This is a genomic window from Streptomyces sp. NPDC045967 (assembly GCF_056430495.1).
Genome location: NZ_JBWKLE010000002.1, coordinates 91,304 through 113,818, shown reverse-complemented (window position 1 = coordinate 113,818; position 22,515 = coordinate 91,304). Strand labels below are relative to the sequence as shown.

At 74.1% G+C, this 22,515-nt stretch carries 17 protein-coding genes, 1 pseudogene and 1 riboswitch; of the genes and pseudogenes, 13 read left to right on the top strand and 5 right to left on the bottom strand.

What is annotated here, in order from left to right:
- Positions 1-36: 36 nt before the first annotated feature.
- The 6 genes from AC07FY_RS04385 to AC07FY_RS04360 all read left to right on the top strand — a co-directional run bounded on the left by AC07FY_RS04385 (position 37) and on the right by AC07FY_RS04360 (position 8,205).
- Positions 37-1,860 (top strand): AMP-dependent synthetase/ligase, encoded by a 1,824-nt coding sequence (locus AC07FY_RS04385; protein WP_479000205.1) that lies wholly within the window; start codon positions 37-39, stop codon positions 1,858-1,860.
- Between the two features lie 134 nt (positions 1,861-1,994).
- Positions 1,995-3,269 (top strand): ABC transporter substrate-binding protein, encoded by a 1,275-nt coding sequence (locus AC07FY_RS04380; RefSeq protein ID WP_479000202.1) that lies wholly within the window; start codon positions 1,995-1,997, stop codon positions 3,267-3,269.
- Between the two features lie 8 nt (positions 3,270-3,277).
- Entirely contained in the window at positions 3,278-6,037 is a 2,760-nt protein-coding gene (locus AC07FY_RS04375) for an ABC transporter permease subunit (RefSeq protein ID WP_479000199.1), read from the top strand.
- Positions 6,034-6,804, top strand: a complete 771-nt coding sequence (locus AC07FY_RS04370; protein WP_479000196.1) for an ABC transporter ATP-binding protein — start codon at positions 6,034-6,036, stop codon at positions 6,802-6,804. Before AC07FY_RS04375 ends, AC07FY_RS04370 begins: the two co-directional genes overlap by 4 nt.
- An 88-nt stretch (positions 6,805-6,892) precedes the next feature.
- Positions 6,893-7,741, top strand: coding sequence for an aldo/keto reductase (locus AC07FY_RS04365; RefSeq protein WP_479000193.1), 849 nt, complete (start codon positions 6,893-6,895; stop codon positions 7,739-7,741).
- Positions 7,742-7,752: 11 nt separating this feature from the next.
- Positions 7,753-8,205, top strand: a complete 453-nt coding sequence (locus AC07FY_RS04360) for an RICIN domain-containing protein (protein WP_479000190.1) — start codon at positions 7,753-7,755, stop codon at positions 8,203-8,205.
- Between the two features lie 152 nt (positions 8,206-8,357).
- Here AC07FY_RS04360 and AC07FY_RS04355 read toward each other — a convergent pair whose 3' ends face one another.
- Complete coding sequence (locus tag AC07FY_RS04355) at positions 8,358-8,663, bottom strand: 4a-hydroxytetrahydrobiopterin dehydratase (RefSeq protein WP_479000188.1); 306 nt, start codon at positions 8,661-8,663, stop codon at positions 8,358-8,360.
- A gap of 184 nt (positions 8,664-8,847) precedes the next feature.
- Here AC07FY_RS04355 and AC07FY_RS04350 point away from each other — a divergent pair, with 184 nt between their 5' ends.
- Together AC07FY_RS04350 and AC07FY_RS04345 are read left to right on the top strand one after the other, a co-directional pair.
- Positions 8,848-10,662 (top strand): hydroxysqualene dehydroxylase, encoded by a 1,815-nt coding sequence (locus AC07FY_RS04350; protein ID WP_479000185.1) that lies wholly within the window; start codon positions 8,848-8,850, stop codon positions 10,660-10,662.
- 37 nt (positions 10,663-10,699) lie between these two features.
- Positions 10,700-11,497 (top strand): helix-turn-helix domain-containing protein, encoded by a 798-nt coding sequence (locus tag AC07FY_RS04345; protein WP_479000182.1) that lies wholly within the window; start codon positions 10,700-10,702, stop codon positions 11,495-11,497.
- Here AC07FY_RS04345 and AC07FY_RS04340 read toward each other — a convergent pair.
- Positions 11,483-11,899, bottom strand: coding sequence for a hypothetical protein (locus AC07FY_RS04340; RefSeq protein WP_479000179.1), 417 nt, complete (start codon positions 11,897-11,899; stop codon positions 11,483-11,485). The two genes, AC07FY_RS04345 and AC07FY_RS04340, sit on opposite strands and share 15 nt — an antisense overlap.
- Positions 11,900-12,242: 343 nt before the next feature.
- Between AC07FY_RS04340 and AC07FY_RS04335 the strand changes: the two genes are divergently transcribed.
- The 3 genes from AC07FY_RS04335 to AC07FY_RS04325 all read left to right on the top strand — a co-directional run bounded on the left by AC07FY_RS04335 (position 12,243) and on the right by AC07FY_RS04325 (position 15,203).
- On the top strand, positions 12,243-13,241 hold the full coding sequence (locus tag AC07FY_RS04335) for a hypothetical protein (protein ID WP_479000176.1): 999 nt from the start codon (positions 12,243-12,245) through the stop codon (positions 13,239-13,241).
- Positions 13,238-13,654, top strand: coding sequence for a hypothetical protein (locus AC07FY_RS04330; RefSeq protein WP_479000173.1), 417 nt, complete (start codon positions 13,238-13,240; stop codon positions 13,652-13,654). Before AC07FY_RS04335 ends, AC07FY_RS04330 begins: the two co-directional genes overlap by 4 nt.
- Positions 13,655-13,724: 70 nt before the next feature.
- On the top strand, positions 13,725-15,203 hold the full coding sequence (locus AC07FY_RS04325) for an NAD(P)/FAD-dependent oxidoreductase (RefSeq protein WP_479000170.1): 1,479 nt from the start codon (positions 13,725-13,727) through the stop codon (positions 15,201-15,203).
- 90 nt (positions 15,204-15,293) lie between these two features.
- On the opposite strand, the gene AC07FY_RS04320 is transcribed toward AC07FY_RS04325, so the two are convergent.
- A complete protein-coding gene (locus AC07FY_RS04320; protein WP_479001534.1) occupies positions 15,294-16,139 on the bottom strand; it encodes a bifunctional 5,10-methylenetetrahydrofolate dehydrogenase/5,10-methenyltetrahydrofolate cyclohydrolase in 846 nt (281 codons plus the stop codon).
- An 84-nt stretch (positions 16,140-16,223) separates the two neighbouring features.
- Positions 16,224-16,317: riboswitch (ZMP/ZTP riboswitch) on the bottom strand.
- 28 nt (positions 16,318-16,345) lie between these two features.
- On the opposite strand from AC07FY_RS04320, the pseudogene AC07FY_RS04315 reads away from it, so the two are divergent.
- Together AC07FY_RS04315 and AC07FY_RS04310 are read left to right on the top strand one after the other, a co-directional pair.
- A pseudogene (locus AC07FY_RS04315) lies at positions 16,346-16,968 on the top strand (SAM-dependent methyltransferase).
- Between the two features lie 217 nt (positions 16,969-17,185).
- Positions 17,186-18,778 (top strand): RNA polymerase sigma factor, encoded by a 1,593-nt coding sequence (locus AC07FY_RS04310; RefSeq protein WP_479000167.1) that lies wholly within the window; start codon positions 17,186-17,188, stop codon positions 18,776-18,778.
- Between the two features lie 117 nt (positions 18,779-18,895).
- Here AC07FY_RS04310 and AC07FY_RS04305 read toward each other — a convergent pair whose 3' ends face one another.
- Positions 18,896-20,278 carry an amino acid permease gene (locus tag AC07FY_RS04305; RefSeq protein WP_479000164.1) on the bottom strand — a complete coding sequence of 461 codons (1,383 nt, stop codon included), beginning with the start codon at positions 20,276-20,278 and terminating at the stop codon, positions 18,896-18,898.
- Positions 20,279-20,353: 75 nt separating this feature from the next.
- On the bottom strand, positions 20,354-22,483 hold the full coding sequence (locus AC07FY_RS04300; RefSeq protein WP_479000162.1) for a phage holin family protein: 2,130 nt from the start codon (positions 22,481-22,483) through the stop codon (positions 20,354-20,356).
- Positions 22,484-22,515 lie beyond the last annotated feature (32 nt).

Sequence of the window (22,515 nt, the reverse complement as noted above, 5' to 3'; positions counted from 1 at the left end):
GTAGCGTCGCCGCGCCGCACGGAGAGGAGCGGGGCCATGCGCGAGATCACCGTCCCACCCGTCATCACGGGCGCGCCCGTCGGCGGTCTGGCCGACGCCGTCTTCCGGCACGCGTACGAGGAACCGGGCCGGGTGGTCCTGGGCCGCAAGACCGCTGGCGTCTGGCGGGACGTGACCTCCGGCGAGCTGGCCGCCGAGGTGCTGGACCTCGCCAAGGGGCTGCTGTCCCAGGGGGTGCGGTTCGGGGACCGGGTCGCCGTCATGTCCCGCACCCGGTACGAGTGGACCCTCTTCGACTTCGCGCTGTGGGCGATCGGCGCCCAGCCCGTGCCCGTCTACCCGACGTCCTCCGCCGAGCAGGTGCAGTGGATCCTGGGCGATTCGGCGTGCACGGCCTGCGTCGTGGAGAACGAGGACCAGGCCATGACGGTGGGCTCGGTCGTCGACGGGCTCCCCCGGCTGCGGCTGCTGTGGCAGCTCGACGCGGGGGCCGTGGACGCGCTCGTCGCCGACGGGCGCGGGGTGAGCGAGGACGTCGTACACCGCCACCGGCGCGCGGTGACCCCGGACGCGGTCGCCACCGTCATCTACACCTCCGGGACCACCGGGCGGCCCAAGGGGTGCGTCCTCACCCACGCCAACTTCATGTTCGAGGCCGACACGATGGTCAGCCGCTGGGAGTCCGTCTTCCGGGCCGGTCCGGACGAGCAGCCGTCCACCCTGCTCTTCCTGCCCCTGGCGCACGTCTTCGGGCGGATGGTGGAGGTGGCCGCCATCCGGGCGGGGGTCAAGCTCGGGCACCAGCCGGTGCTGGCGGCGGCCGAGCTGCTGCCGGACCTCGCCGCGTTCCGTCCGACCTTCGTGCTGGGGGTGCCGTACGTCTTCGAGAAGGTCTTCGCGGCGGCCCGCCGCAAGGCCGAGGCGGAGGGGCGCACGGGCCCGTTCGACCGCGCGGTGGAGACGGCCGTGCGGTACGCCGAGGCGCGCGAGCAGAAGGCGTTCGGCAGCGGGCCGGGGCCTTCGGCGGGGCTGCGGATGGAGCACCAGGTGTTCGAGAAGCTGGTGTACGGCAAGGTCCGGGCGGCGATGGGCGGCCGGGTGCGCCACGCCATGTCGGGCGGGTCGGCGATGTCGCGCCGCCTCGGGCTGTTCTTCGACGGTGCGGGGATCACGATCTTCGAGGGGTACGGGCTGACCGAATCGAGCGCGGCGGCCACGGCGAACCCGCCGGGGGCGACCAAGTACGGCACGGTGGGTCCTCCGATCCCGGGCGGCACGGTGCACATCGCACAGGACGGGGAGGTGTGGCTGCGCGGCGGCCACGTCTTCTCCGGCTACCTGAACGACCCCCGCGGGACGGAGGAGGTGCTGCGCGACGGCTGGCTGGCGACCGGGGACCTGGGGCGGCTCGACGCGGACGGCTACCTCACCATCACGGGCCGCAAGAAGGAGATCCTGGTGACCTCCAACGGCAAGAGCGTCCAGCCCGCCGCGCTGGAGGAGCGGGTGCGGTCGCATCCGCTGGTGGCGCAGTGCGTACTGGTGGGCAACGACCGGCCGTACATAGCGGCCCTGATCACCCTGGATCCGGAGGGGATCGCGCACTGGCTGTCGATGCGCGGTCTGCCGCAGCGGCCGGCGGCGGAGCTGGTGCACGACGCGGACCTGTCGGCGGAGGTCCGGCGGGCGGTGGTGGCCGCCAACACCCTGGTCTCGCAGGCGGAGTCGATCCGCACCTTCCGGGTGCTGCCCGAGCAGTTCAGCGAGGAGCGGGGGCTGCTGACCCCCTCGCTGAAGCTCAAGCGCCGGGCGATCGAGAACGCGTACGCGAAGGAGGTCGCGGCCCTGTACCAGGCGTGAGCAGGCCGCTCGGCGGCACGGACCACCCGCGTGGACTGCCCTGACGATCCGTCAACTTTCTCCTGCCACCTGTATTGACGGTGCGTCAGGTCATGTCCAGACTGCGGGGATCGCCGACCGGAGGGGATCCCCTGATGCTGCGACCGATCCGCACGCTCGCCGCCGCGGCAGCGGCCCTCGCACTCGTCTCCGCCTGCAATGCGGCGTCCACGAACGGAGACGGCACCGGCACCGGAGGGCGCGGAGACCCGCCCGGGAACCGCCGCGGGGTGACCGCGCAGTCGGTCAAGGTCGGCGGCATCGTGTCGATGACGAGCGCGAGCGGCTACAGCAAGAAGGACACCGATCTCGGTGCCCGGGCCCGGTACATGAGGGCCAACGCCGAGGGGGGCGTCAACGGCCGGACGATCGACTACCTCGGTGCCGAGGACGACGGCCAGGACCCGGCGAAGAACATGGCGGCGGCGCGCAAACTGGTCCAGCAGGACCAGGTCTTCGCCGTCGCCCCCATGAGCTCGGTCACCTTCTCGGGCGCCGACTTCCTGGAACAGCAGAAGGTGCCCACCTTCGGCTGGGGGACCCTGCCCGCGTTCTGCGGCCCCCGGCACATCTACGGCTTCAACGGCTGCCTGGTCCCCACCCCCGGCGGCACCGTCAACCAGACCTGGCCCGAGGGCATCGGCCGGCTGCTCGGCGGGGCACGGGGCAGATCCGTCGCCCTCATCGCCAACGACAGCGACGCCGGCACCTTCGGCATCCGCACCTTCCGGCAGGGCTTCGCCGCCGCGGGGTTCACGGTCTCCTACGCCAAGGCGTCCGTGCCCGCCACCGCCGTGCCGAGCGACTGGTCGGCCTACGTGAAGGAGATCCTGGCGAGCAACGGCGGCAAGGCGCCCGACGCCGTAGTCTCCGTCATGCAGACGCCCCACAACATCGGCCTGTTCACCGCGCTCAAGCGCGGCGGCTACCGAGGGCTGCTCTCCGACCCCACCGACTACGATCCCGGTCTGCTCGCCAAGGACGCCACGCGGCAGGCGCTCGACGGGGTGCACGTCCTGCTGCAGTTCGAGCCCTTCGAGTCCGACAGCCCGAACATGGCGCGGTTCAAGGCCGACATCAAGGCGGCGGCGGGCGGGCAGGAGGTACCCCTCAGCATGCACATGCTCACCGGCTACATGTCAGCCGACCTGTTCCTGGCCATCGCGCACAAGGCCGGCAAGGACCTCACCGTCGAGTCCTTCCAGTCCGCCGCCCAGGGCTTCTCCGACACCGGCACGCTCGTCGGCGACCGGGCGGAGCCCGAGGGGCAGAAGGACAGCTTCGGCTGCGGGGCGCTCGTCCAGCTCAAGGACGGTGCGTACGAGGTCTCCGTGCCGTTCGAGTGCCACGAGCCCATCCCCTTCACGTAGGGCCGGCCATGGCGGATCTGCTCGTCTTCGTCCTGAGCGGTCTGGTCTCCGGCGCCCTGTACGCACTGCTCGCCACGGGGCTGGTGCTGTCGTACTCGGCGTCCGGACTGTTCAACTTCGCGCACGGGGCCACCGCCTACCTGTGCGCGCTCACCTTCTACGAACTGCACGCGGGTCTGGGCTGGCCCGCGGTCCCCGCCGCCCTGCTGGTGGTGTTCGTCCTCGCCCCCGGCCTCGGCTGGGGGCTGGACCGGCTGATGTTCCGGCGCCTCGCGCGGGTCGGCGAGACGGCGCAGATCGTGGCGACCATCGGACTGCTGGTGGCGCTGCCCGCGGCCGGGCTGTGGGCGGTGGAGCTGCTGGCGGACGCGGGCGCGCCCGTGAAACCCGCCGAGAACCAGTTCGGGCTGCCGGGGGTCGGGCCGAGCCCGGCCACCTCCTGGCAGCTCGCGCAGGGCGTCGGCGTCGACTCCGACCAGCTGATCACCTGGGTGGTGACGGCGGTGGCCGCGGTGGCCCTGTGGGTGCTGATGCGGCACACCCGGCTCGGGCTGCTGCTGCGGGCGGCCGTGGACGACCGGTCGCTGACCGAACTGCGCGGGATCAGCGCCGACCGGCTCTCCTCGGTGGCCTGGATGATCGCCTCGGTGCTGGCCGGGCTCGCGGGCGTGCTCGCCACTCCGCTGCTGGGGCTGTCCGCGCACGACTTCACCCTGTTCCTCTTCGTCTCGGCGACGGCGGCGGTGATCGGACGGTTCGCGTCCGTGCCGCTCGCCTTCGCGGGCGGGCTGGGGCTGGGTGTGCTGCAGAACCTGGTGGCCGGCTACGCCTCCTTCGCCGAGGGCGTCACCGGCTTCCGCACGGCGGTGCCGTTCCTGATCCTGTTCGCGGGCCTGCTCGTGCTGACGCGCAGGGCCCGGACGGCGGGGGTCGCGGCCGTGGACGTGCCGCCGGTCGACCATCTGGCCGGGGCTCCGTGGTCGCGGCGGTGGGGCGTGTGGGCAGCGGGCGCGGTGGCGCTGTGCGTCGCCTTCTACACCGTTACCTCGCCCTTCTGGAGCGGCCTGCTGGCGCAGGGGCTGGCCATCGGGCTGGTGTTCATGTCCTTCACGGTGGTGACCGGTCTGGGTGCGATGGTCTCGCTGGCCCAGGGCACCTTCGTGACGGGGGCCGCGCTGGTGGCCGGGCTGCTGATGAGCCGGGGCTGGCCGTTCGTGGCGGCGCTGGCCGTCGGGACGTGCGCGGCCGCCGTGCTGGGGGCGCTGGTCGCCCTGCCCGCGCTGCGGCTGGGCGGGCGGTCGCTGGCCCTGGCCACGCTGGCCCTGGCGTTCCTCGCCGACCAGGTGCTGTTCCAGCTGCGGTGGCTGCGCAACGGGGACTCCGGATGGCCCGTTCCGCGGCCGGTCTTCGGGCCGGTGGACCTGTCCGACGACCGGGCGCTGGGGGTGGCCCTGGTGGTCCTGGCCGGGGTGGTGGCCGCCGGGCTGACGGCGCTGCGCGGCTCGCCGTCGGGGCGGGCGATGCTGGCCGTACGGTCGGCGCCCGCGGCCGCCATGGCCTCGGGGGTGTCCGTCGTGCGGACGAAGCTGCTGCTGTTCTGCCTGTCGGCGGGGCTGGCCGGGTTCGGTGGTGTGCTGTACGCGTCGTTCAGCACGCGGATCACGGCCACGGACTTCACGGCGATGACCGGGCTGGTGTGGCTGGCGGTCGTGGTGGCGGCGGGTGTCCGGCGGCCGCAGTACGCGGTGGTCGCGGGGCTGGTGTTCGCCGTGGCGCCGCGGCTGCTGGCGGACTACGTGACGGCGTCGGCCCATCTGCCGGTGATCCTGTTCGGCCTCGCGGGATTGGCTTTGGCCAACGATCCGGACGGGTACTGCGCGGCCGTGCCGATGCGCTGGGCGAAGCGGCGGGCCGGGGCTTCGCCCCCGGCCACTCCCCCGGCTACCGCTCGGGATCCCCGCAGCGGCTCGGACGCCGGCGGGGCCGACCTTGCGCTCCGCGCAGGCCGGCCCGCCGGGCGGCACCGTCCGGCCTCGCCGGCGATGGAGGCGCGCGGTGCGGGGCCGGGCCCCGGTGGGCCCGCGCTCGAGCTGCGCGGCATCACGGCCGGATACGACGGGGGGCTCGTGCTGCACGGGGTCGATCTGGCCGTGCGGGAAGGGGAGATCCTCGCCGTGCTCGGTCCCAACGGCGCCGGCAAGAGCACCGCCTGCCGCGTCGCCGCCGGCGCCCTGCGCCCCACCGGCGGAGCGGTGTTCGTGAGCGGCCACGACGCGACCCGCGGGGGCCCCGTGCGCCGGGCCCGGTCCGGGGTGGTGCTCGCCCCCGAGGGCCGGGGGATCTTCCCCGCGCTCACCATCGAGGAGAACCTGGCCCTGTACCTGCGCGACCCCGCCGCCCGCTCCGCCGTCTACGACCGCTTCCCGCGGCTCGGCGAACGCCGCCGGGTGCCGGCCGGGTCCCTGTCCGGAGGGGAGCAGCAGATGCTGGCCCTGGCGCCGCTGCTGCAGCGCCCGCCCGGGGTGCTGATCGCCGACGAGCCCTCGCTCGGGCTCGCCCCGCGCGTGGTGGAGGAGGTGTACGCGCTGCTCACCGAGCTCCGCGACGCCGGGACCGCGCTGCTCCTGGTGGAGGAGAAGGCGGCGGAGGTCCTCGGGATCGCCGACACCGTGGCCTACCTCTCCCAGGGCCGGGTCTCCTGGTGCGGTCCGCGCGGCGCGGTGGAGCAGGACCGGCTCACCGAGGCATACCTGGGGATGGCGACATGAGCGGCTACGTGCTGGAGGCGCGGGGGGTCGGGGTCCGCTTCGGCGGGGTCAGGGCCCTGACCGGGGTGGACCTCGGCGTCCGTGCGGGCGAGGTGTGCGGGCTGATCGGGCCGAACGGCGCCGGTAAGACCACTCTGTTCGACGTCCTGTCCGGGATCCGGCGCCCCGACCGGGGACGGGTGCTGCTGGACGGGGCGGACATCAGCCGCCGCTCCCCCGTCTGGCGGGCCCGGCACGGGGTGCGCCGGACCTTCCAGCGCCAGCAGCTCTTCGGCCAGCTCAGCGTGGCCGAGAACCTGCTCGTCGCGCAGGAGTGGCGGGGCGGCGGGGGCGGACTCGCGGCCGATCTGGCCGGCCTCCCGGCCCGGCGCTCCCGGGAGCGGGCGCGCCGGGAGCGGTGCGGGCGGGTGCTGGCCGACTGCGGGATCGGCGCGCTGGGGGCTTCGTACGCCGCCGGGCTGCCGGTGGGGCAGGCCCGGATGGTCGAACTGGCCCGGGCGGTGGCCGATCCGCCGCGGGTGCTGCTGCTGGACGAACCGGCGTCGGGGATGTCGGCGCCCGAGCGCGGGCGGCTGGCGGCCGTCGTGCGGCGCCTCGCCCGGGAGGACGGCTGCGCGGTACTGCTGGTGGAGCACAACGTGGCCTTCGTGATGGAGGTGTGCGAACGGGTGGTCGTACTGGACCTCGGGGCGGTGCTGGCGGAGGGCGCGCCGGAGGCGGTGCGGCAGGACCCGCTGGTACGGGCGGCCTACCTCGGAACCGCGTGAGCCGGCGGACATGGCGGGAATACGTCGCAGGAGGGGCCGGTTGTCGCCCCTCGCACCCAACCGCCACCGACCGAGGGAACGACCAGACGTGAACCAGGCCCCCACCGTCAAGCTCAACAACGGCACGCTCATGCCCCAGCTCGGCTTCGGCGTCTGGCAGGTGCCGGACGCCGAGGCGGAGCGGGCCGTCGCCACCGCCCTGGAGGCGGGGTACCGCAGCATCGACACGGCGGCCGTCTACGGCAACGAGGCGGGCACCGGCAGGGGCCTGGCCGCCTCCGGGGTGCCGCGCGAGGAGCTGTTCGTCACCACCAAGCTGTGGAACGGGCCGCGGCGGACGTGGGACCGGGACGCCGTACTGCGCGCCTTCGACGATTCGCTCGGCAAGCTGGGCCTCGACCACGTCGACCTGTACCTGATCCACTGGCCGCGCCCGATGCGCGACGACTTCCCGGCCATCTGGCGCACCTTCGAGGAGATCGCGGCCGACGGCCGGGCCCGGGCGGTCGGCGTGTCGAACTTCCGCCCGGCGGACCTGGACCGGCTGGCCGCCGTGAGCGAGCTGGTTCCGGCGGTGAACCAGATCGAGCTGCACCCGCTGTTCCCGCAGGCCGAGCTGCGCGCGCTGCACGCCGAGCGGGGGATCACCACCGAGGCCTGGTCCCCGCTGGGCCAGGGCAAGGAGCTGCTGACGCTCCCCGAGGTCACCGCGATCGCCGCCAAGCACGGCCGCAGCGCCGCGCAGGTGGTGCTGCGCTGGCACCTGGGTCACGGCAACGTCGCGATCCCGAAGTCGGTGACCCCGGCCCGGATCCGGGAGAACCTCGACGTCTTCGGCTTCGAGCTGGACGCCTCCGACGTCGCCGCGCTGGACGCCCTGGGCGCGGGCGCCGCGGCCCGGCGGATCGGTCCCGACCCGGCCGTCTTCGACGCCTGAGCGGGGCTGCGGTGAATTCGGCCGCCGGGCCCTACCGGATCCGCAACGCGGGCAGCGGCCTCGTGCTCCAGCTGGAGGGCGCCTCCCGGGTGCGGGTGGGCCCGGACGGGCCGCCCGCGCCGGAGACCGCCCGCCGGTGGCGAATCTCGCCGGTGCACAGCGGCGGCGGGATCGTCCACGTCGTGAGCGAGGACAACGGGCGCCGCCTCGACGTCGCGAACGCCTCCACGGAGAGCGGCGCCCGCGTGCAGGTGTGGCGGCCCAACGCCTTCGGCGCGCAGGAGTGGATCGTGGAGGAGCACCTCGACGATCCGGGGGTGGTCTCCCTGATCGCGTGCATCAGCGGGCTCCCCCTGGAGACCGACGGCCAGGGCCGCGCCCGCCAGGGGGAGGACACCGACTCCCCGGGGCAGTGGTGGCGCCTGGAGGAGGTGGAGCCCGCTTCGGGCCCCGGCGCGCCGTAGGCCCGGACCCGGCACGCCATGCGTGGCCCGCGCCCCGTGCGTCGGCCCTGTGCCCCGTGCGTCGGGCCCGTGCCCGTGCGACGGGCCCCTGGCGCCGCCGTGGGACGGGCCCCGGCGCGCCAGGGGTCCGCCCGGCGCGCCTCAGCTCGGCCTCAGCGTGCCCCGTGCGCCGGGGCGAGGGACTCGACGCGCTCGGCGAGGGCGAAGTCCCTCGCCGTCACCGCGCCGCCCGCGTCGTGGCTGTGCACCGACAGCCGTACGGTGTCGTAGCCGAGCGTCAGGTCGGAGTGGTGGTTCAGCTCCTCCTGGACGGAGGCGATGTGGACGACCAGGGCGCTCGCCGCGACGTGGGTGCCCAGCCGGTAGGTGCGGATGATCCGGTCGTCCTCGAAGGCCCATCCGGGCAGTTCCCGCAACCGGTCCTCGATCTCCTTCTGCGACAGCGGTTCACTCGGCATCCACCGGCTCCTCTTCTGCGTGACGTGGAGTCAGGATTCCCACCGCGCGCGCCCGGGCAACCCTTTCGCGCCATAGTGCACCCGGGTTCCCCCCGTGCCTTCCCCACCCCGCCGCGCGCCCCTATGCTCCTGCGCCGGACGCGATCGTTACCAGCGGTAACAAGGGCGAAGGGGCGGCACCGCCATGGTGGCCACAGGAAGTTCCAGACGTACGTTCATCGCGGGGACCGCGGCCGCCACGGCCGGGGGCGCCCTGGCGGCGGGCCTGGCCGCCGCACCGGCCGCGGCCGTGCCGGGGGCGGGCATCGAGGCCGGGGCGGGTTCGGCGGCCGCACCGGACGGCCGGCGCGTGGCCGTACTCGGCGGCGGGGTGGCCGGGCTGACCGCGGCGCACGAACTGGCCGAGCGGGGCTACGCCGTGACCGTGTACGAACGCCGCGCGCTCGGCGGCAAGGCGCGCAGCATGGACGTGCCCGGCAGCGCCCGCGGCGGCCGCCGGCCGCTGCCCGCGGAGCACGGCTTCCGCTTCATCCCCGGCATCTACCACAACCTGCCCGACACGATGCGGCGCATCCCGTTCCCCGGCAACGCGAACGGGGTGTGGGACAACCTCGTCGCCCCGCGCGAGATGATGTTCGCCCGGGCGGGCGGCCGCGAGGACCTGCGCGCGCCCATCCCCTGGCCGGAGCACGCACCCGCCGAGCTGACCCCCGAAGAGTTCCGGCGCGCCCTCACCGGCATCCTGCAGTCACTGGTCCGGCTGCCGCCCCACGAGACGGCGTACTTCGTCAACCGCGCGCTGGTCTTCCTCACCAGCTGCGACGAGCGGCGCGACGCGGTCTGGGAGCACACGCCCTGGTGGGAATTCGTTCGCGCGGCGCGGATGTCGAGCGAGTACCAGCGGATCCTCGCCGTCGGCGTCACCCGCAACATCGTGGCGACCAAGGCGGAGGAGGCCTCCACCCGCACCGTCGGCACCCTCGGCGAGGCCTTCGTCTTCAACCTGCTGGGCCGGGGCGCCGACGGCCCGCCGGACCGGATCCTCAACCTGCCCACCAACGAGGCGTGGATCGACCCGTGGGAGGCGCACCTGCGCACCCTCGGGGTGGAGTTCCGGATCGGCTGGACCGTGCGGGAGGTGCGGTACGGCAGCGGCCGGGTGAGCGGGGTCGACGTCCTGGACCCGGCCGGCGCGCGGCAGACCGCCACCGCCGACCACTACGTCTCGGCCCTGCCCGTCGAGCACGCCCGGCATACCTGGAGCGCCGGGCTGCGGGCCGCCGATCCGATGCTGGGGCGCTGCGACCGGCTTCGGACCGACTGGATGACCGGCATCCAGTTCTATCTCGCCGAGCGGGCCCCGCTGGTGCACGGCCACCTCAACTGCATCGACTCGCCGTGGTCGTTGACGGCGATCCAGCAGGCCGAGCACTGGCCCGCCCGGGACTTCCCCGCCGACTACGGCGACGGCGGCGCGGTCGACTGCCTGTCGGTGGACATATCGGAGTGGGACAAGCCCGGGATCCTGTACGGGAAGACGGCCAAGCAGTGCACCCGCGAGGAGGTGGCGCGCGAGGTGTGGGCCCAGCTGAAGGCGTCCCTCAACGACACCGGGCGGACGGCGCTGAGCGACGCGGCGCTGCACTCGTGGTTCCTGGATCCGGGCGTGGACGGGCTCGGCACCCCGCACCCCACCAACGAGGACGAGCTGCTGATCCACCCCACCGGCACCTTCCACAACCGGCCGAGCGCGCACACCCGCATCCCGAACTTCTTCCTCAGCGGGGACTACGTGGCGGTCGACATCGACCTGGCGACGATGGAGGGGGCGAACGCCTCCGCCCGGGCCGCCGTCAACTCCCTCCTCGACCGCGACGGTTCACCGGCGGCCCGGTGCACGGTCCGGCCGCTGTACCGGGCCCCTGAAATCGAGTCCGCCAAACGGCACGACCTGTGGCGCTACCGCCTCGGTCTGCCCAACGCCTTCGACCTGGGCTGATCCGGGCGCGGCCGGGGCGCTCGGCTACCGTCGGGGCATGACCACCTCCTCGCCCGCGATCGGCGCCCTGCTCCGTACGTGGCGGGAGCGGCGCGGCATCAGCCAGCTGGAACTGGCGGGCCGCGCCGACTCCTCGTCCCGGCACATCAGCTTCATCGAGACCGGACGGTCCCGGCCGAGCGAGGAGATGGTGCTGCGGCTCGCGGACCGCCTGGAGGTGCCGGTGCGGGAGCGCAACGCCCTGCTGCTGGCCGCCGGCTACGCCCCGCGCTTCGCCCAGACCGCCCTGGACGACCCCTCCATGGAGCCGCTGCGCGAGGGCATCGAGCGGCTGCTGACGGGCTACGAGCCCTACCCGGCGCTGGTCGTCGACGCCACCTACCACGTGGTCGCCGCCAACCGGGGTGTCGCGATGCTGATGGACGGGCTGCCGGAGCACCTGCTGACCCCGCCGATGAACGCCATGCGGCTCACCCTGCACCCCGAGGGCCTGGCTCCCCGGATCCGCAACCTCCGGGCGTGGCGCGGGCACCTGCTGGAGCAGATGGAGCGGCAGATCGCCCTGGCCCGGTCCGAGCCGCTGCGCGCCCTGTACGAGGAGGTCTCCGGCTACCCGGTCGCCGACCGCCCGGGCGGCGGCGGTGTACCGGACGGGCCCGTCGCGCACATCGCGCTCCCGCTGGTCCTCGAACACGACGGCCACGTGCTGTCCTTCGTGTCCTCGATCGCGACCTTCAACACCCCCATGGACGTGACCGTGGCCGAACTGGCCATCGAAACCCTGCTCCCGGCCGACCCGGCGACGGCGAAGTACCTGCGCTCACTCGACGGCTGAGCGCAGGGCGAGCTGCTGGAGCAGCGCGAAGCCGGCGACGACGAGCCCCTGCGCCGGGATCCACACGGCGCCCGCGGTGGTCGGGGCGAGCCAGAGCGCGAGCGAGAGCAGACTCAGGGCCGCCCATGCGTAGTTGGTCTCGACGACGAGCTTGACCGGCAGCGCGGGCGGCCGCCTGCGCGAGGCCAGGAGGCCGACGCCGGCGCCGTACGCGACGAGCAGGATCCCGAGCCCCAGCAGCAATCCCTGCCCGACCCCGAGCAGTCGGCCCAGCGGCGCCGAGAAGGCGGCGTACGCCAGCCCGTTGCCAGTGGTGACCAGGGAGTCGAGGGCGAGGAAGCGGCGCAGGGCCGTCCGCGGCTCGGCGGTGCGGGCGATGCTGCCGATCAGGGTTGCGGACATGGGGAATCCGCCTCCGTCGACGTCGCGTCCGAAGATGGGGACACGGGCCCCGGAGCCGAGTGCGCGGCCCCGGCGGGGTCGATTACCCGGGAGGTAAGGCACGGTCCCGGGCGGTTCGGGAAGCCCGCGAAGGACCTGCCGACCAGTGGCTCCGAGTGCGTCGGGCGCACCTCGGCCCAACCGGCGCCTTTCGCCCCGACCGCAACTCCACAGCCGTACCAACCTCTTTTGAGCCGTAGGGCAGGGAATGTTGTGTTACCGCTGGTTCGGCGTCAGGTGGACGGCTAGGCTTCACGCAGCCCCGCCACCTCGAACGTCTTGTCGACTTACGGAGAAGCAGCCGGTGCGAGCCGCCGCCCGACCTGATCTGACCGCGCTCTGGCGGCGCGTGGAGGAACTGTCGGAGCGCGGCGAGCAGGACCCGGCCCACGTCCTGGCCCTCCCGCGGCTGAGCCACCTCTCCGGGGTCGAACCGGACCGGATCGCGGCCGTCGTCGCGGGCCGGGCCGCCGAGCTCCCGCTGGAGCAGCGGGTCCACCTGCGCTTCCTGCGGCTGCGCGCCACCCGCCGTGACAAGCACGGCCGGGAGTGGCCGCTCGCCGCCATCGCCGGGGACTTCGGCGCTCCCGGGGCCTCGCTCGGCCCGCTCAACTCGGGCACGGGCCTGCCCCGGCTCGGTCACGCGGCCGGTGTGCAGCGGTTCTTCGGGGTGTACGCCGGCTTCCTGCTGGCCGACGGCAAGAGCGCGGTGGAGCGGGCCCTGGCCCTCACCCCTGAGGGCGAGGGCGATCCGGAGCACCTCTCGCACCTCACCGGCCTCACCCCGCAGGCCATCCGGCTGACCCTCGACGGCAGACCTCCCCGCCCCCCGTTAAAGGCGCAGGTGCGCGAGCGGTTCGCCCACCTGCGCCGGACCAGGCTCCGGGAGGACGGGCAGCCCCACTCGCTGGCGGCCATCGCCCAGTCCTTCGACGCGTCGGGCCAGTCGCTGACCCGCCTCGCCCAGGGCGAGGGCCTGCCGAACCTCGCCGCGGCCGCCGGGATCCAGCGGTTCTTCGGCGTGGAGGCCGGCTTCCTGCTGGCCGACGACGCCGAGGCGCTCGGCACCGCACTCGGCTCCCTCGCGCGGGAACTGGAGTACGCGCAGCGGCAGCGGGAGAACCCGATGCTGGCCGTGCTGCGCGCGCACGACGTACGGAGCATCGTCACCCGGGCCGGCCGGCTCTCCCCCCGGGGCTGGAAGTCCCTCGCCGACCACCTGGACGACCTGCTCGCCCGGGAGGGTCAGCTCGGCCGTCCGGCGGCCGGTGAGGGCCCGGCCGCGGAGGGGGGAACGCGATGAGGACCACGCGTGGACGGCGCGACCCCGCCGGGAATCCGCCGGCAAACCTCCGGCTGTCGCCGCCGTGCGGCGCCGTCGAGCTCATCGCGGGGCCGGTCGACCAGGGCATCTGCGGGAGCCACGGGCCGGGCACGGCGGTGGCCGCGCGCCCGGCGGGCCGCCGCGGTGACCTCCCGGGACTGCACTGCGGCGCCGCAGTGCCCTGCGGCGCCGCACCGACCGAGGTGATCCGGCGGGCGGCCGCCCGCGCCGGCCACGGGGATCCGGCGCGGATGCGCGCCGAGACCTTCGGCCGGCACCTCGGCACACGCATCAGGCCCTGCCTGCCGGCGCCCCGGGAAGAGCGGTTCCCCGAGGCGATCGAGCGCATCAAGACCTCGCTCGGCGGGGGAAGCCCCGTGTCACGACGGTGACCGGCCCGCACCCAGCCCGCACCCCTCGCGCCGATGCCCGCAGCACGGCCCCGACAGAGAGCACGACACGATGACCCCGTCTTCCCCGCCCCGCCACGCCGTCGTGATCGGCGGCAGCCTGGCCGGCCTGCTCGCGGCCGCCGTCCTCGCCGACCACGCGACGGTCACCGTCGTGGACGCGGACCCGCTGCCCGAGGGCCCGGCGCCGCGGCGCGGACTCCCGCAGGCCCGGCACACCCACCTCCTGTGGTCCGGCGGCGCCCGCGCCATCGAGGACATCCTGCCGGGCATCACCGACGACTGGACGGCCGCCGGCGCCCTGCGCCGCAGCCTGCCCACCGACCTCGTCTCCAAGACCGCTCAGGGCTGGATCCCGCGCTGCGGGGAGAAGCAGTTCAACATCTCCTGCAGCCGCGACCTCCTCGACGCGGTGGTCCGCGCCCGCGTGAGCGGCCTGAAGGGGGTCGCCACCCTCCAGCGGACCCGGGTCCGGGCGCTGGAGGGCACGGCGGCCCGGGTCACCGGTGTCCGGGTCGACACCCCCGAAGAGCGGGGCCTGCTGCTCTCCGCCGACCTGGTGGTCGACGCGAGCGGACGGGGCTCCCGCGCCCGGACCTGGCTCCAGGCCCTCGGCGTCACCGGAATACGGCAGGCCGAGGTCGACTCCGGACTCGTCTACGCGACGAGGATCTTCGAAGCGCCGGAGGGGGCCCACGCGATGGGCTTCCCCATCGTCAACGTGCAGTCGGACCCCCGGGTGCCCGTCCCCGGGCAGACGGCCACCATCGTGCCCATCGAGAACGGGCGGTGGCAGGCCACGCTCTCCGGGACCCGCGGCGGCCAGCCGACCGGCGACCCGGACCGGTTCATCCCCTTCGCCAAGGGCGTCCGCGACCCTGTCGTCGGCGAGCTCCTCGAAGGCAGGAAGCCGTTGACGGACGTCGCCGTCACCCAGGGCACCGCCAACCGCCGGATCCATTTCGAGAAGGCCGAACTGCCCGACGGGTTCTTCGCCGTCGGCGACTCCGTCGCCACCTTCAACCCCCTCTACGGACAGGGCATGACGGTCGCCGCCCAGGGGCTGCTGGCCGTGCGCGCCCTGCTGCGGCAGAAGGGGCTCGGCCACCCCGGCTTCGGGCGCGAGGCGCAGCGTGCGATCGCCCCGTTGGTCAGCACCGCCTGGGAGCTCGCCACCTCGCAGGACATCCTGTATCCGGGGGCGACGGGGATGAAGCCGCGGGCGGGGACCGGCCTGCTCAACGCCTACGTCAACCGGCTGATGACGGGGGCGACCACCCACGAGGCGCTCACCGCCGCGCTCCTGCGGGTGCTGACCATGAGCAGCGGGCCCGGGCACTGGCTGCACCCGTCGGTGGTCTGGCACGTCCTGCGCGCGTCGCAGCGGGGTGCGCTCAAGGCGCCGCCGCTGACCGCCGCCGAACGGGCCGTCGCCGGGCTCGGCCCGGTCCCCGGGACACCCGGCCCGGCGGGCCCGGTGGACCCGGTCGGTCCGGTCGGTCCGGTCGACCCCGTCGGACAGGCCCGGTGAGCGGATCTCCGTCTTCCTGATCCGCGAGGTGCTCGCGCCCCGGGCCGCGGGGCCCGGGGCGTTCGCCGTGCGGAAGGGGGTACGGCGCGGTCAGAGGTCGGTGAGGGCCAAGCCGGCCTGCGCGGCGGCGGCCCGGACGGTCTGCTCGAGGAGCACGGCGATGGTCATGGGGCCGACCCCGCCCGGCACCGGTGTGATCAGCGAGGCGCGGGCGGCGGCGGACTCGAAGTGCACGTCGCCGACGTTGCCCTCGTTGTAGCCGGCGTCCAGGACCACGGCGCCCGGCTTGATGTCCTCGCCGCGGATGAACTCGGCCTTGCCCACGGCGGCGACCAGCACGTCGGCCTGGCGCACGATCGAGGGGAGGTCCTGGGTGCGGGAGTGGCAGTAGGTGACGGTGGCGTTCTGCTCGAGCAGCAGCATGCCGGCCGGCTTGCCGAGGATCGCGCTGCGGCCGACGACCACGGCGTGCTTGCCGGTGAGGTCCACGTCGTACTCGGCGAGCAGGCGCATGATGCCGCCGGGGGTGCAGGACACGAAGCCGGGCAGCCCGAAGCCCATGGCCGCGAAGGAGTGCATGGTGACCCCGTCGACGTCCTTGCCCGGCGCGATGGCCTCGAAGGCGGCGCGCTCGTCGATGTGGTGCGGGACGGGGTGCTGGAGCAGGATGCCGCTGATCTCCGGGTCCTCGGAGAGCGCGGTGAGCGCGGCGACGAGCTCCTCGGTGGTGGTGGACGCCGGCAGCTCCACGTGGCGCGAGGTGATCCCGGCCTTGGCGCAGCGGTTCTGCTTCATGCGCACGTAGGTGACGGAGGCGGGGTCCTCGCCGACCAGGACGGTCGCCAGGCAGGGCGCGGTGCCGGTGCGTTCGGTGATCTTCGCCGCGTGGCCGGCGGTCCGCTCCGCGATGCGGCGGGCGAGGGCGGTGCCGTCCATCAGCCGGGCCGCGGGCGTCCCGGCGGCGGACTCACGGGCAGTCTGGGCAGTCGTCACGGGGTCTCCTGAACGTCGCTGCGGATCGCGGTTCGCCCAGGCGCGCGGCAGTCTGCGTACGGAACGTACGCGGGCCGCTCCCCGGTGGTGATCCACCCGAACGCCAGTCACGGCCCGCCGACCACTGTAGTCGACCGCCGGGCAATCCGGTGGTCGGCCCGCTCCCGAGCTGGGACGATCCGGGAAGGACGCGTACTTTCGACCACCTCGTCGCCGAGGCCGAATCGGTCTGCGTGGACGGCTGGGACTTCTCGTGGCTCGACGGCCGGGCCACCGAGCAGCGTCCGTCCTGGGGCTACCAGCGGCTGCTCGCGGAGCGACTGGGCCACGTCCGCTCCGAGCTGGACATCCAGACCGGCGGCGGTGAGGTGCGGGTGACGGTGTGGTGGGACGAGATCGCACGGGTCCTGCGGCCCGGCGGCACCTCCCTGTCCCAGCAGGTCGGTCCGGCGAGCGTCTTCGAGCTGGTCGAGTACTTCCTCGGCCCGCAGCCCGAGGCGGTCCGCCGCCTCCGGCACCCCGACGACGCGGCGGCGGAGACCGCACGGGCGGGCCTGGACGTCGTCGGCCTGCGCCCGGAACGGCTGCGCACGGAGTTCCACGACATCGGAGCCGTGATCTACTTTCTCCGTAAGGTGATCTGGATGGTGCCTGGCTTCACGGTCGGGCGGTACCGGGACCGGTTGCGCGCGCTGCACGAACGGATCGAGCGCGAGGGCCCGTTCGTCGCGCACACCGCCCGCTTCTGATCGAAGCCCGCAAAACGGGCTGACGATCGGGGGCGGACGGATCCGCTCCCGAAAGGTTGCACGGCCACAGCGTGGCGCAGGTCACTCAATTCAGCGCGTAACGAATCGACTCGGGCATGCGATGAACCGACAGGTGTCCTCGCGCGGCCGCCGGAATACGGACCCCCCTCGGGGCTGTTTCCCCAATTCGCGCGATGATGTCCCGCCCGCCCTTTATCTGCTCGCAACGAGAGGCTCCTTGTGTCGCTCAGCCCGTCCCGTACGTTCCCTCCGGAGATCGCCGAATCGGAGGCCCTCGTCGCGCTCGTCGAGCGCGGCCGCGAGCAGGGTCACATCAACGGTGACGATGTGCGCCAGGCCTTCGAGGCCGGCCGCATCCCGGTGGACCAGTGGAAGCGGGTCCTGCGCAGCCTGAACCAGGTCCTGGACGAGGAGGGTGTCGCCCTCCACGTCAGCGCCGCTCCCGCCACGAAGGCCGCTGCCAAGAAGCCCCGCAAGGCAGCCGCCGCCCCGGCCCGCACCGCGGCCAAGAAGGCGACCGCGGCGCCCCGCCCCATCGGCGCGCGCAAGACCTCGGCCGCCGCGCCCCCGGCCGCCGCCGCGGCGATATCCGCTCCGTCGGCCCCCGCCACCGAGGACGAGGCGACGGCCGAGGCCGCCGCCGAGCCGAAGAAGCGGGCGGTCAAGAAGACCGCGACCGCCGCGAAGAAGACCGCCACGAAGAAGACCGCGGCGGCGAAGAAGGCCGGCGCCAAGGACGCCGACGAGGGCGAGACCCCCGCGGTGGAGGGCGAGGACTGGGCGGCCGAGGACCTCGCCGACGAGGCCGAGGAGGAGACCCCGAAGGCCGGGGGCACCCAGGGGTTCGTCCTGTCCGACGACGACGAGGACGACGCCCCGGCGCAGACGGTCATGGTGGCCGGCGCCACCGCCGACCCCGTCAAGGACTACCTCAAGCTCATCGGCAAGGTGCCGCTCCTCAACGCCGAGCAGGAGGTGGAGCTCGCCAAGCGCATCGAGGCGGGCCTGTTCTCCGAGTACAAGCTCGAAGAGGAGGAGGACCACAAGCCCGCGTTCAAGCGCGAGCTGGAGATCCTCGTCGAGGACGGCCGACGGGCCAAGAACCACCTGCTGGAGGCCAACCTCCGCCTGGTGGTCTCCCTCGCCAAGCGCTACACCGGCCGCGGCATGCTCTTCCTGGACCTGATCCAGGAGGGCAACGTCGGCCTGATCCGCGCCGTGGAGAAGTTCGACTACACCAAGGGCTTCAAGTTCTCCACGTACGCGACCTGGTGGATCCGCCAGGCGATCACGCGCGCCATGGCCGACCAGTCGCGCACCATCCGCATCCCCGTGCACATGGTCGAGATCATCAACAAGCTCGCCCGCGTGCAGCGCCAGATGCTCCAGGACCTGGGCCGCGAGCCCACCCCGGAGGAGCTGGGCAAGGAACTCGACATGACCCCCGAGAAGGTCATCGAGGTCCAGAAGTACGGCCGGGAGCCGATCTCCCTGCACACCCCGCTGGGTGAGGAGGGCGACAGCGAGTTCGGCGACCTCATCGAGGACTCCGAGGCGGTCGTGCCCGCGGACGCGGTCTCCTTCACCTTCCTGCAGGAGCAGCTCCAGTCGATCCTGGGCACGCTCTCCGAGCGCGAGGCGGGCGTGGTCTCCATGCGCTACGGCCTCAACGACGGCCAGCCCAAGACCCTGGACGAGATCGGGCGGGTGTACGGGGTGACCCGTGAGCGCATTCGCCAGATCGAGTCCAAGACCATGTCGAAGCTGCGCCACCCGTCGCGCTCGCAGGTGCTGCGCGACTACCTCGACTGAGCCGTCGGGCGGGACACGGCAGGGAGGCACCCTGCGCAGCCGGAGCGGGCACGCCCGCTCCGGCTGCGCGGGGTGCCTTTCGCCCGTTCCGGTCACCGCACGCGGGGGTCCCCGCGGCTACGCCGCGGCCGCTTCGGCGGCATGCCGCCTGCGGGCCGCCATCACGGCGTAGACCGCCACGCCCGCGAAGAGGAAGAGCACTCCCTGGTAGACGGCGGCGTAGCCCGACCCGGCCACCAGCCACAGGGAGAAGGCGAACGCCAGCCCGGCCAGGACACCGTCGCGGACCAGGCGCCCCCGGTGGACCCGCTCGGCCCGGCCCGACAGCAGGAAGTAGAGCTGCGCCGCGGTGGAGAGCAGGTAGGGGACGGTGGCGGTGAACGTGGTGACGAGCACCAGGACTTCGAACACGCCCGCCGGGCCGGCCGTGTAGTTGTAGACGGTCAGGGCGGAGGCGAGGACGACCGTGACGACCACGCCGACCACCGGGACACCGCGCTTCCTGGTCTCGAAGACCTTCGGGAAGAGGCCGTCCCGGGCCGCCGCGTACGGGGTCTGCGCGCTGAGCAGGGTCCATCCGTTGAGCGCGCCGACCATCGATACCACGGCCGCGCAGGCGACGACCGTGCCGCCCCAGCTGCCGCCGAACATGGCGTTGACGGCGTCCGTGAAGGGGGCCCGGGAGGAGACGAGCGTGTCGTGGGGGACCAGGCCGAAGACGGCAAGGGTGCCCAGCAGGTAGACGGCGGCCGCGCCCGCCGTGCCGAGGATGGTGGCCCGGCCGACGTTGCGGGCGGGGTCGCGGACCTCGCCCGCGCTGACGGCGGCCGACTCCACGCCCAGGTAGCTGAAGAGCAGGATCGCGGCGGAGGCGGAGACGGCGCCGACCGCGCTCTGGTCGGTGGCCCGGAAGGGACCGAGGTTGGCCGGGTCGAAGAACAGCAGGCCGCCCACGGCGACCAGCAGCAGCGGGGCGAACTTCAGTACGGTGGCCACCAGTTGGACGGCTCCGACGTACCGGGTTCCGGCCAGGTTGGCGAGCGCCGGCAGCCACTGCACGGTAAGGGCGGCCAGGCACATGGTCCACTGGTGCGCGCCGACGGCGGGGAAGAGCACGCCGAGGTAGCCGACGGCCGCCACCGCGAGGGCCGCGTTGGAGACCCAGGTGGTGATCCAGTAGCTCCAGGCGGCGAGGAATCCGGCGAAGTCGCCGAACGCGGCCCGGGCGTACACGTACGGGCCGCCGGTCCTCGGGTGTCGCCGGGCGAGGCGGCCGAAGACCAGGGCGAGGGCGACCGCGCCGAGGGTGAGCACGCCGAAGGCGACCAGGCTGATGGTGCCGAAGGGGGCCACCGACGCGGGCAGGAGGAAAATCCCGCCGCCGATGATGTTGCCCATGACCAGGCAGGTGGCGATCGGCAGACCGAACCGCCGTTCTCCTCGCGGTCGCGCCGACGCGGGCCTGGATGCCGGGGTGGGCGGGGTTGCGGTGCTGGTCATCGGTGGTGCGCCTCGGGATGTCTCACATGGTGGGCAGGTCTCCCCATGGTTGACGACGGCCGGAGCGGTACCAAATCACCGGGTTTCGTCCGGCACGGGGTGCCCTGCGGAAGGAAACGTTCCGCCTGGGGCGTGCGACGGCCGGGGATCCTCCTCCGCCTCCCGCGCGCGCCGGAGCGGGTGACCCAGGGGGACCTGCGGGCCATCCGCCTCCCGCAGCCAGCGCCGCAGTACGCCGTGCACCGCCTCCGCGCCCACCAGCTCGCCGTCCGGGTCCGACAGTTCGGCCGGCCACATCAGGAACGCGTGCCCCTGCTCTCCACCCAGGCCCCCGTGCGAGCCGATCTGCTCCTCGAAGGCGTGCACCTCGCCCGTGCGCGGGTCGTAGGCCGAGTTCACCATCACGTCGGCGACGTGCGGGAAGCCGTCGGTCCGGCGCACGGCGGCGGCCGCTCCGGGGCCGAACGGGGCCAGCAGTTCCTCCGCCTCCCCGGGGACGTCGAGCCGCGCCTCCCTCCCGCCGGCGGCCAGCACCACCCCGTCCGCCAGGACGAAGCCGACGCCCGGATGGTTCGCCAGGGTCGCCAGGAGGGCGGGGTGCCGGCGCTCGATGTCGGCGCGCGAGGCCCGGCCGGGCAGGTCCGGGAAGGAGATCAGCCCGAGGTTGCCGGAGGCGAGCACCACCGGGCCCGGCCCCCGCGGGGGGCGGGCCTCCTCGCCGTCCTCCTCCACCGGCCGGTGCAGGGCCGCCCGGACCGCCGCCCGGGCCTCCGCTCCGCTGCGGGTGCGGCCGGCCCGGCGCGGGACGGGCAGCCCGCAGCCCGCCCTCACCAGGTCCTCGAGGGTGAGCCCGTACCGGCTGAGGAAGGTCTCCCCCGGGCTCTGGCCGTGGTCGGAGAGCAGCACGATCCGGTAGGCGCGCGGCGCGTGTTCGGCGACCCGGGCGATCAGGGCGAGGCTGCGGTCGAGGCGTGCCAGCACCTGGCCGGCGTCCCGGCCGTACGGGCCGGAGTGGTAGGCGACCTCGTCGTAGGCGACCAGATCGGCGTAGACCGCGGCGCGCCCGGCCAGCAGGTCGCCGATCACGGCGGCCACGACCACGTCCCGTTCGACGACGGTCGCGAAGGCCCGGATCAGCGGGTACAGCCCGCCGCGCGCCACGCGCGGCCGGTCCCCGCGGATCCGCGCCCGCAGCGACTGGCCGATCTCCCGGGCCACCTCGGCCACGAACGACAGGGCGGTCCGGACGGCGTTGGCCGGATCGGAGAAGTACGTGAAGTAGCCGGCGCGGGACCGGTTGGCCCGGCCCCGGCGGGCGGACACCGACAGCACCAGCGCCAGCTGGTCCGCACCGCCGCTGAACAGGTTTCCGCGGCTGGCCCCGTCGAGGGTGAGCAGGCCGCCGTCGGCGGTGCGTGCGACGGCGCGCCGCTGGAGTTCGGCCGCGCTGGTGGGCCGGTTGCAGACGACCACCTCGCCGGTGTCCTTCTCGTACCAGCGGAACGCGGGCACGTCGAAGGTGGAGCCGTGCAGGATGCCGAGCTGGCTGGCGCCCGTCTGGCTCGACCAGTCGGTGCGCCAGGGGGCGAGGCGGTGGCCGCCGGCCAGCCGGGCGGCGACGGTCGGCATCAGGCCCTCGCGCGCGGCCCGGCGCAGCGTCTCGTACCCGACGCCGTCGAGCTGGAGGAAGAGCAGCCCGGGCGCGGACTCGTCGGCCCCGGGCGCGCCGGCCCGCTGCTGCCGGCGGCGGCGCCGGTCGGCGAGGCGGTAGAGGCGCCGCCGGTAGGCCTCGTCGTCGCGCACGGCCAGCGCCGTCGAGGTCGCGGATGCCACGGCCGACATCACGGCGGCGACCACCACGGCCGTGTCGGGGGGCGCCGCGCCGCCCCCCGCCGGGATCGGGCTGAGGGCTATCAGCAGCAGGGAGCCGTTGAGGAAGAAGACGAGCAGTCCGAGCACCAGGGCGGGCACCAGCAGCAGCGCCCGTACGAGCACCGGCCAGACCAGTGCGCTCAGCACGCCGAAGGCGCCGGCGCCCCACGCGGCCGTCAGTGCGATCCGGGTGATGCTGTCGTCCTCATCGGACCGGAGCCGGAAGTCCGGCAGGAGGCCGGCCAGCGCGAGCATCGTCAGGGTGGACACCGCCCACACGACGGCGACCCGCACCAGCGCGCCGCCGGCCGTCCGCCACCGTCCTCGCCCCACGCCGCACCCTCCCCCGGACCCGCTCACGCCTC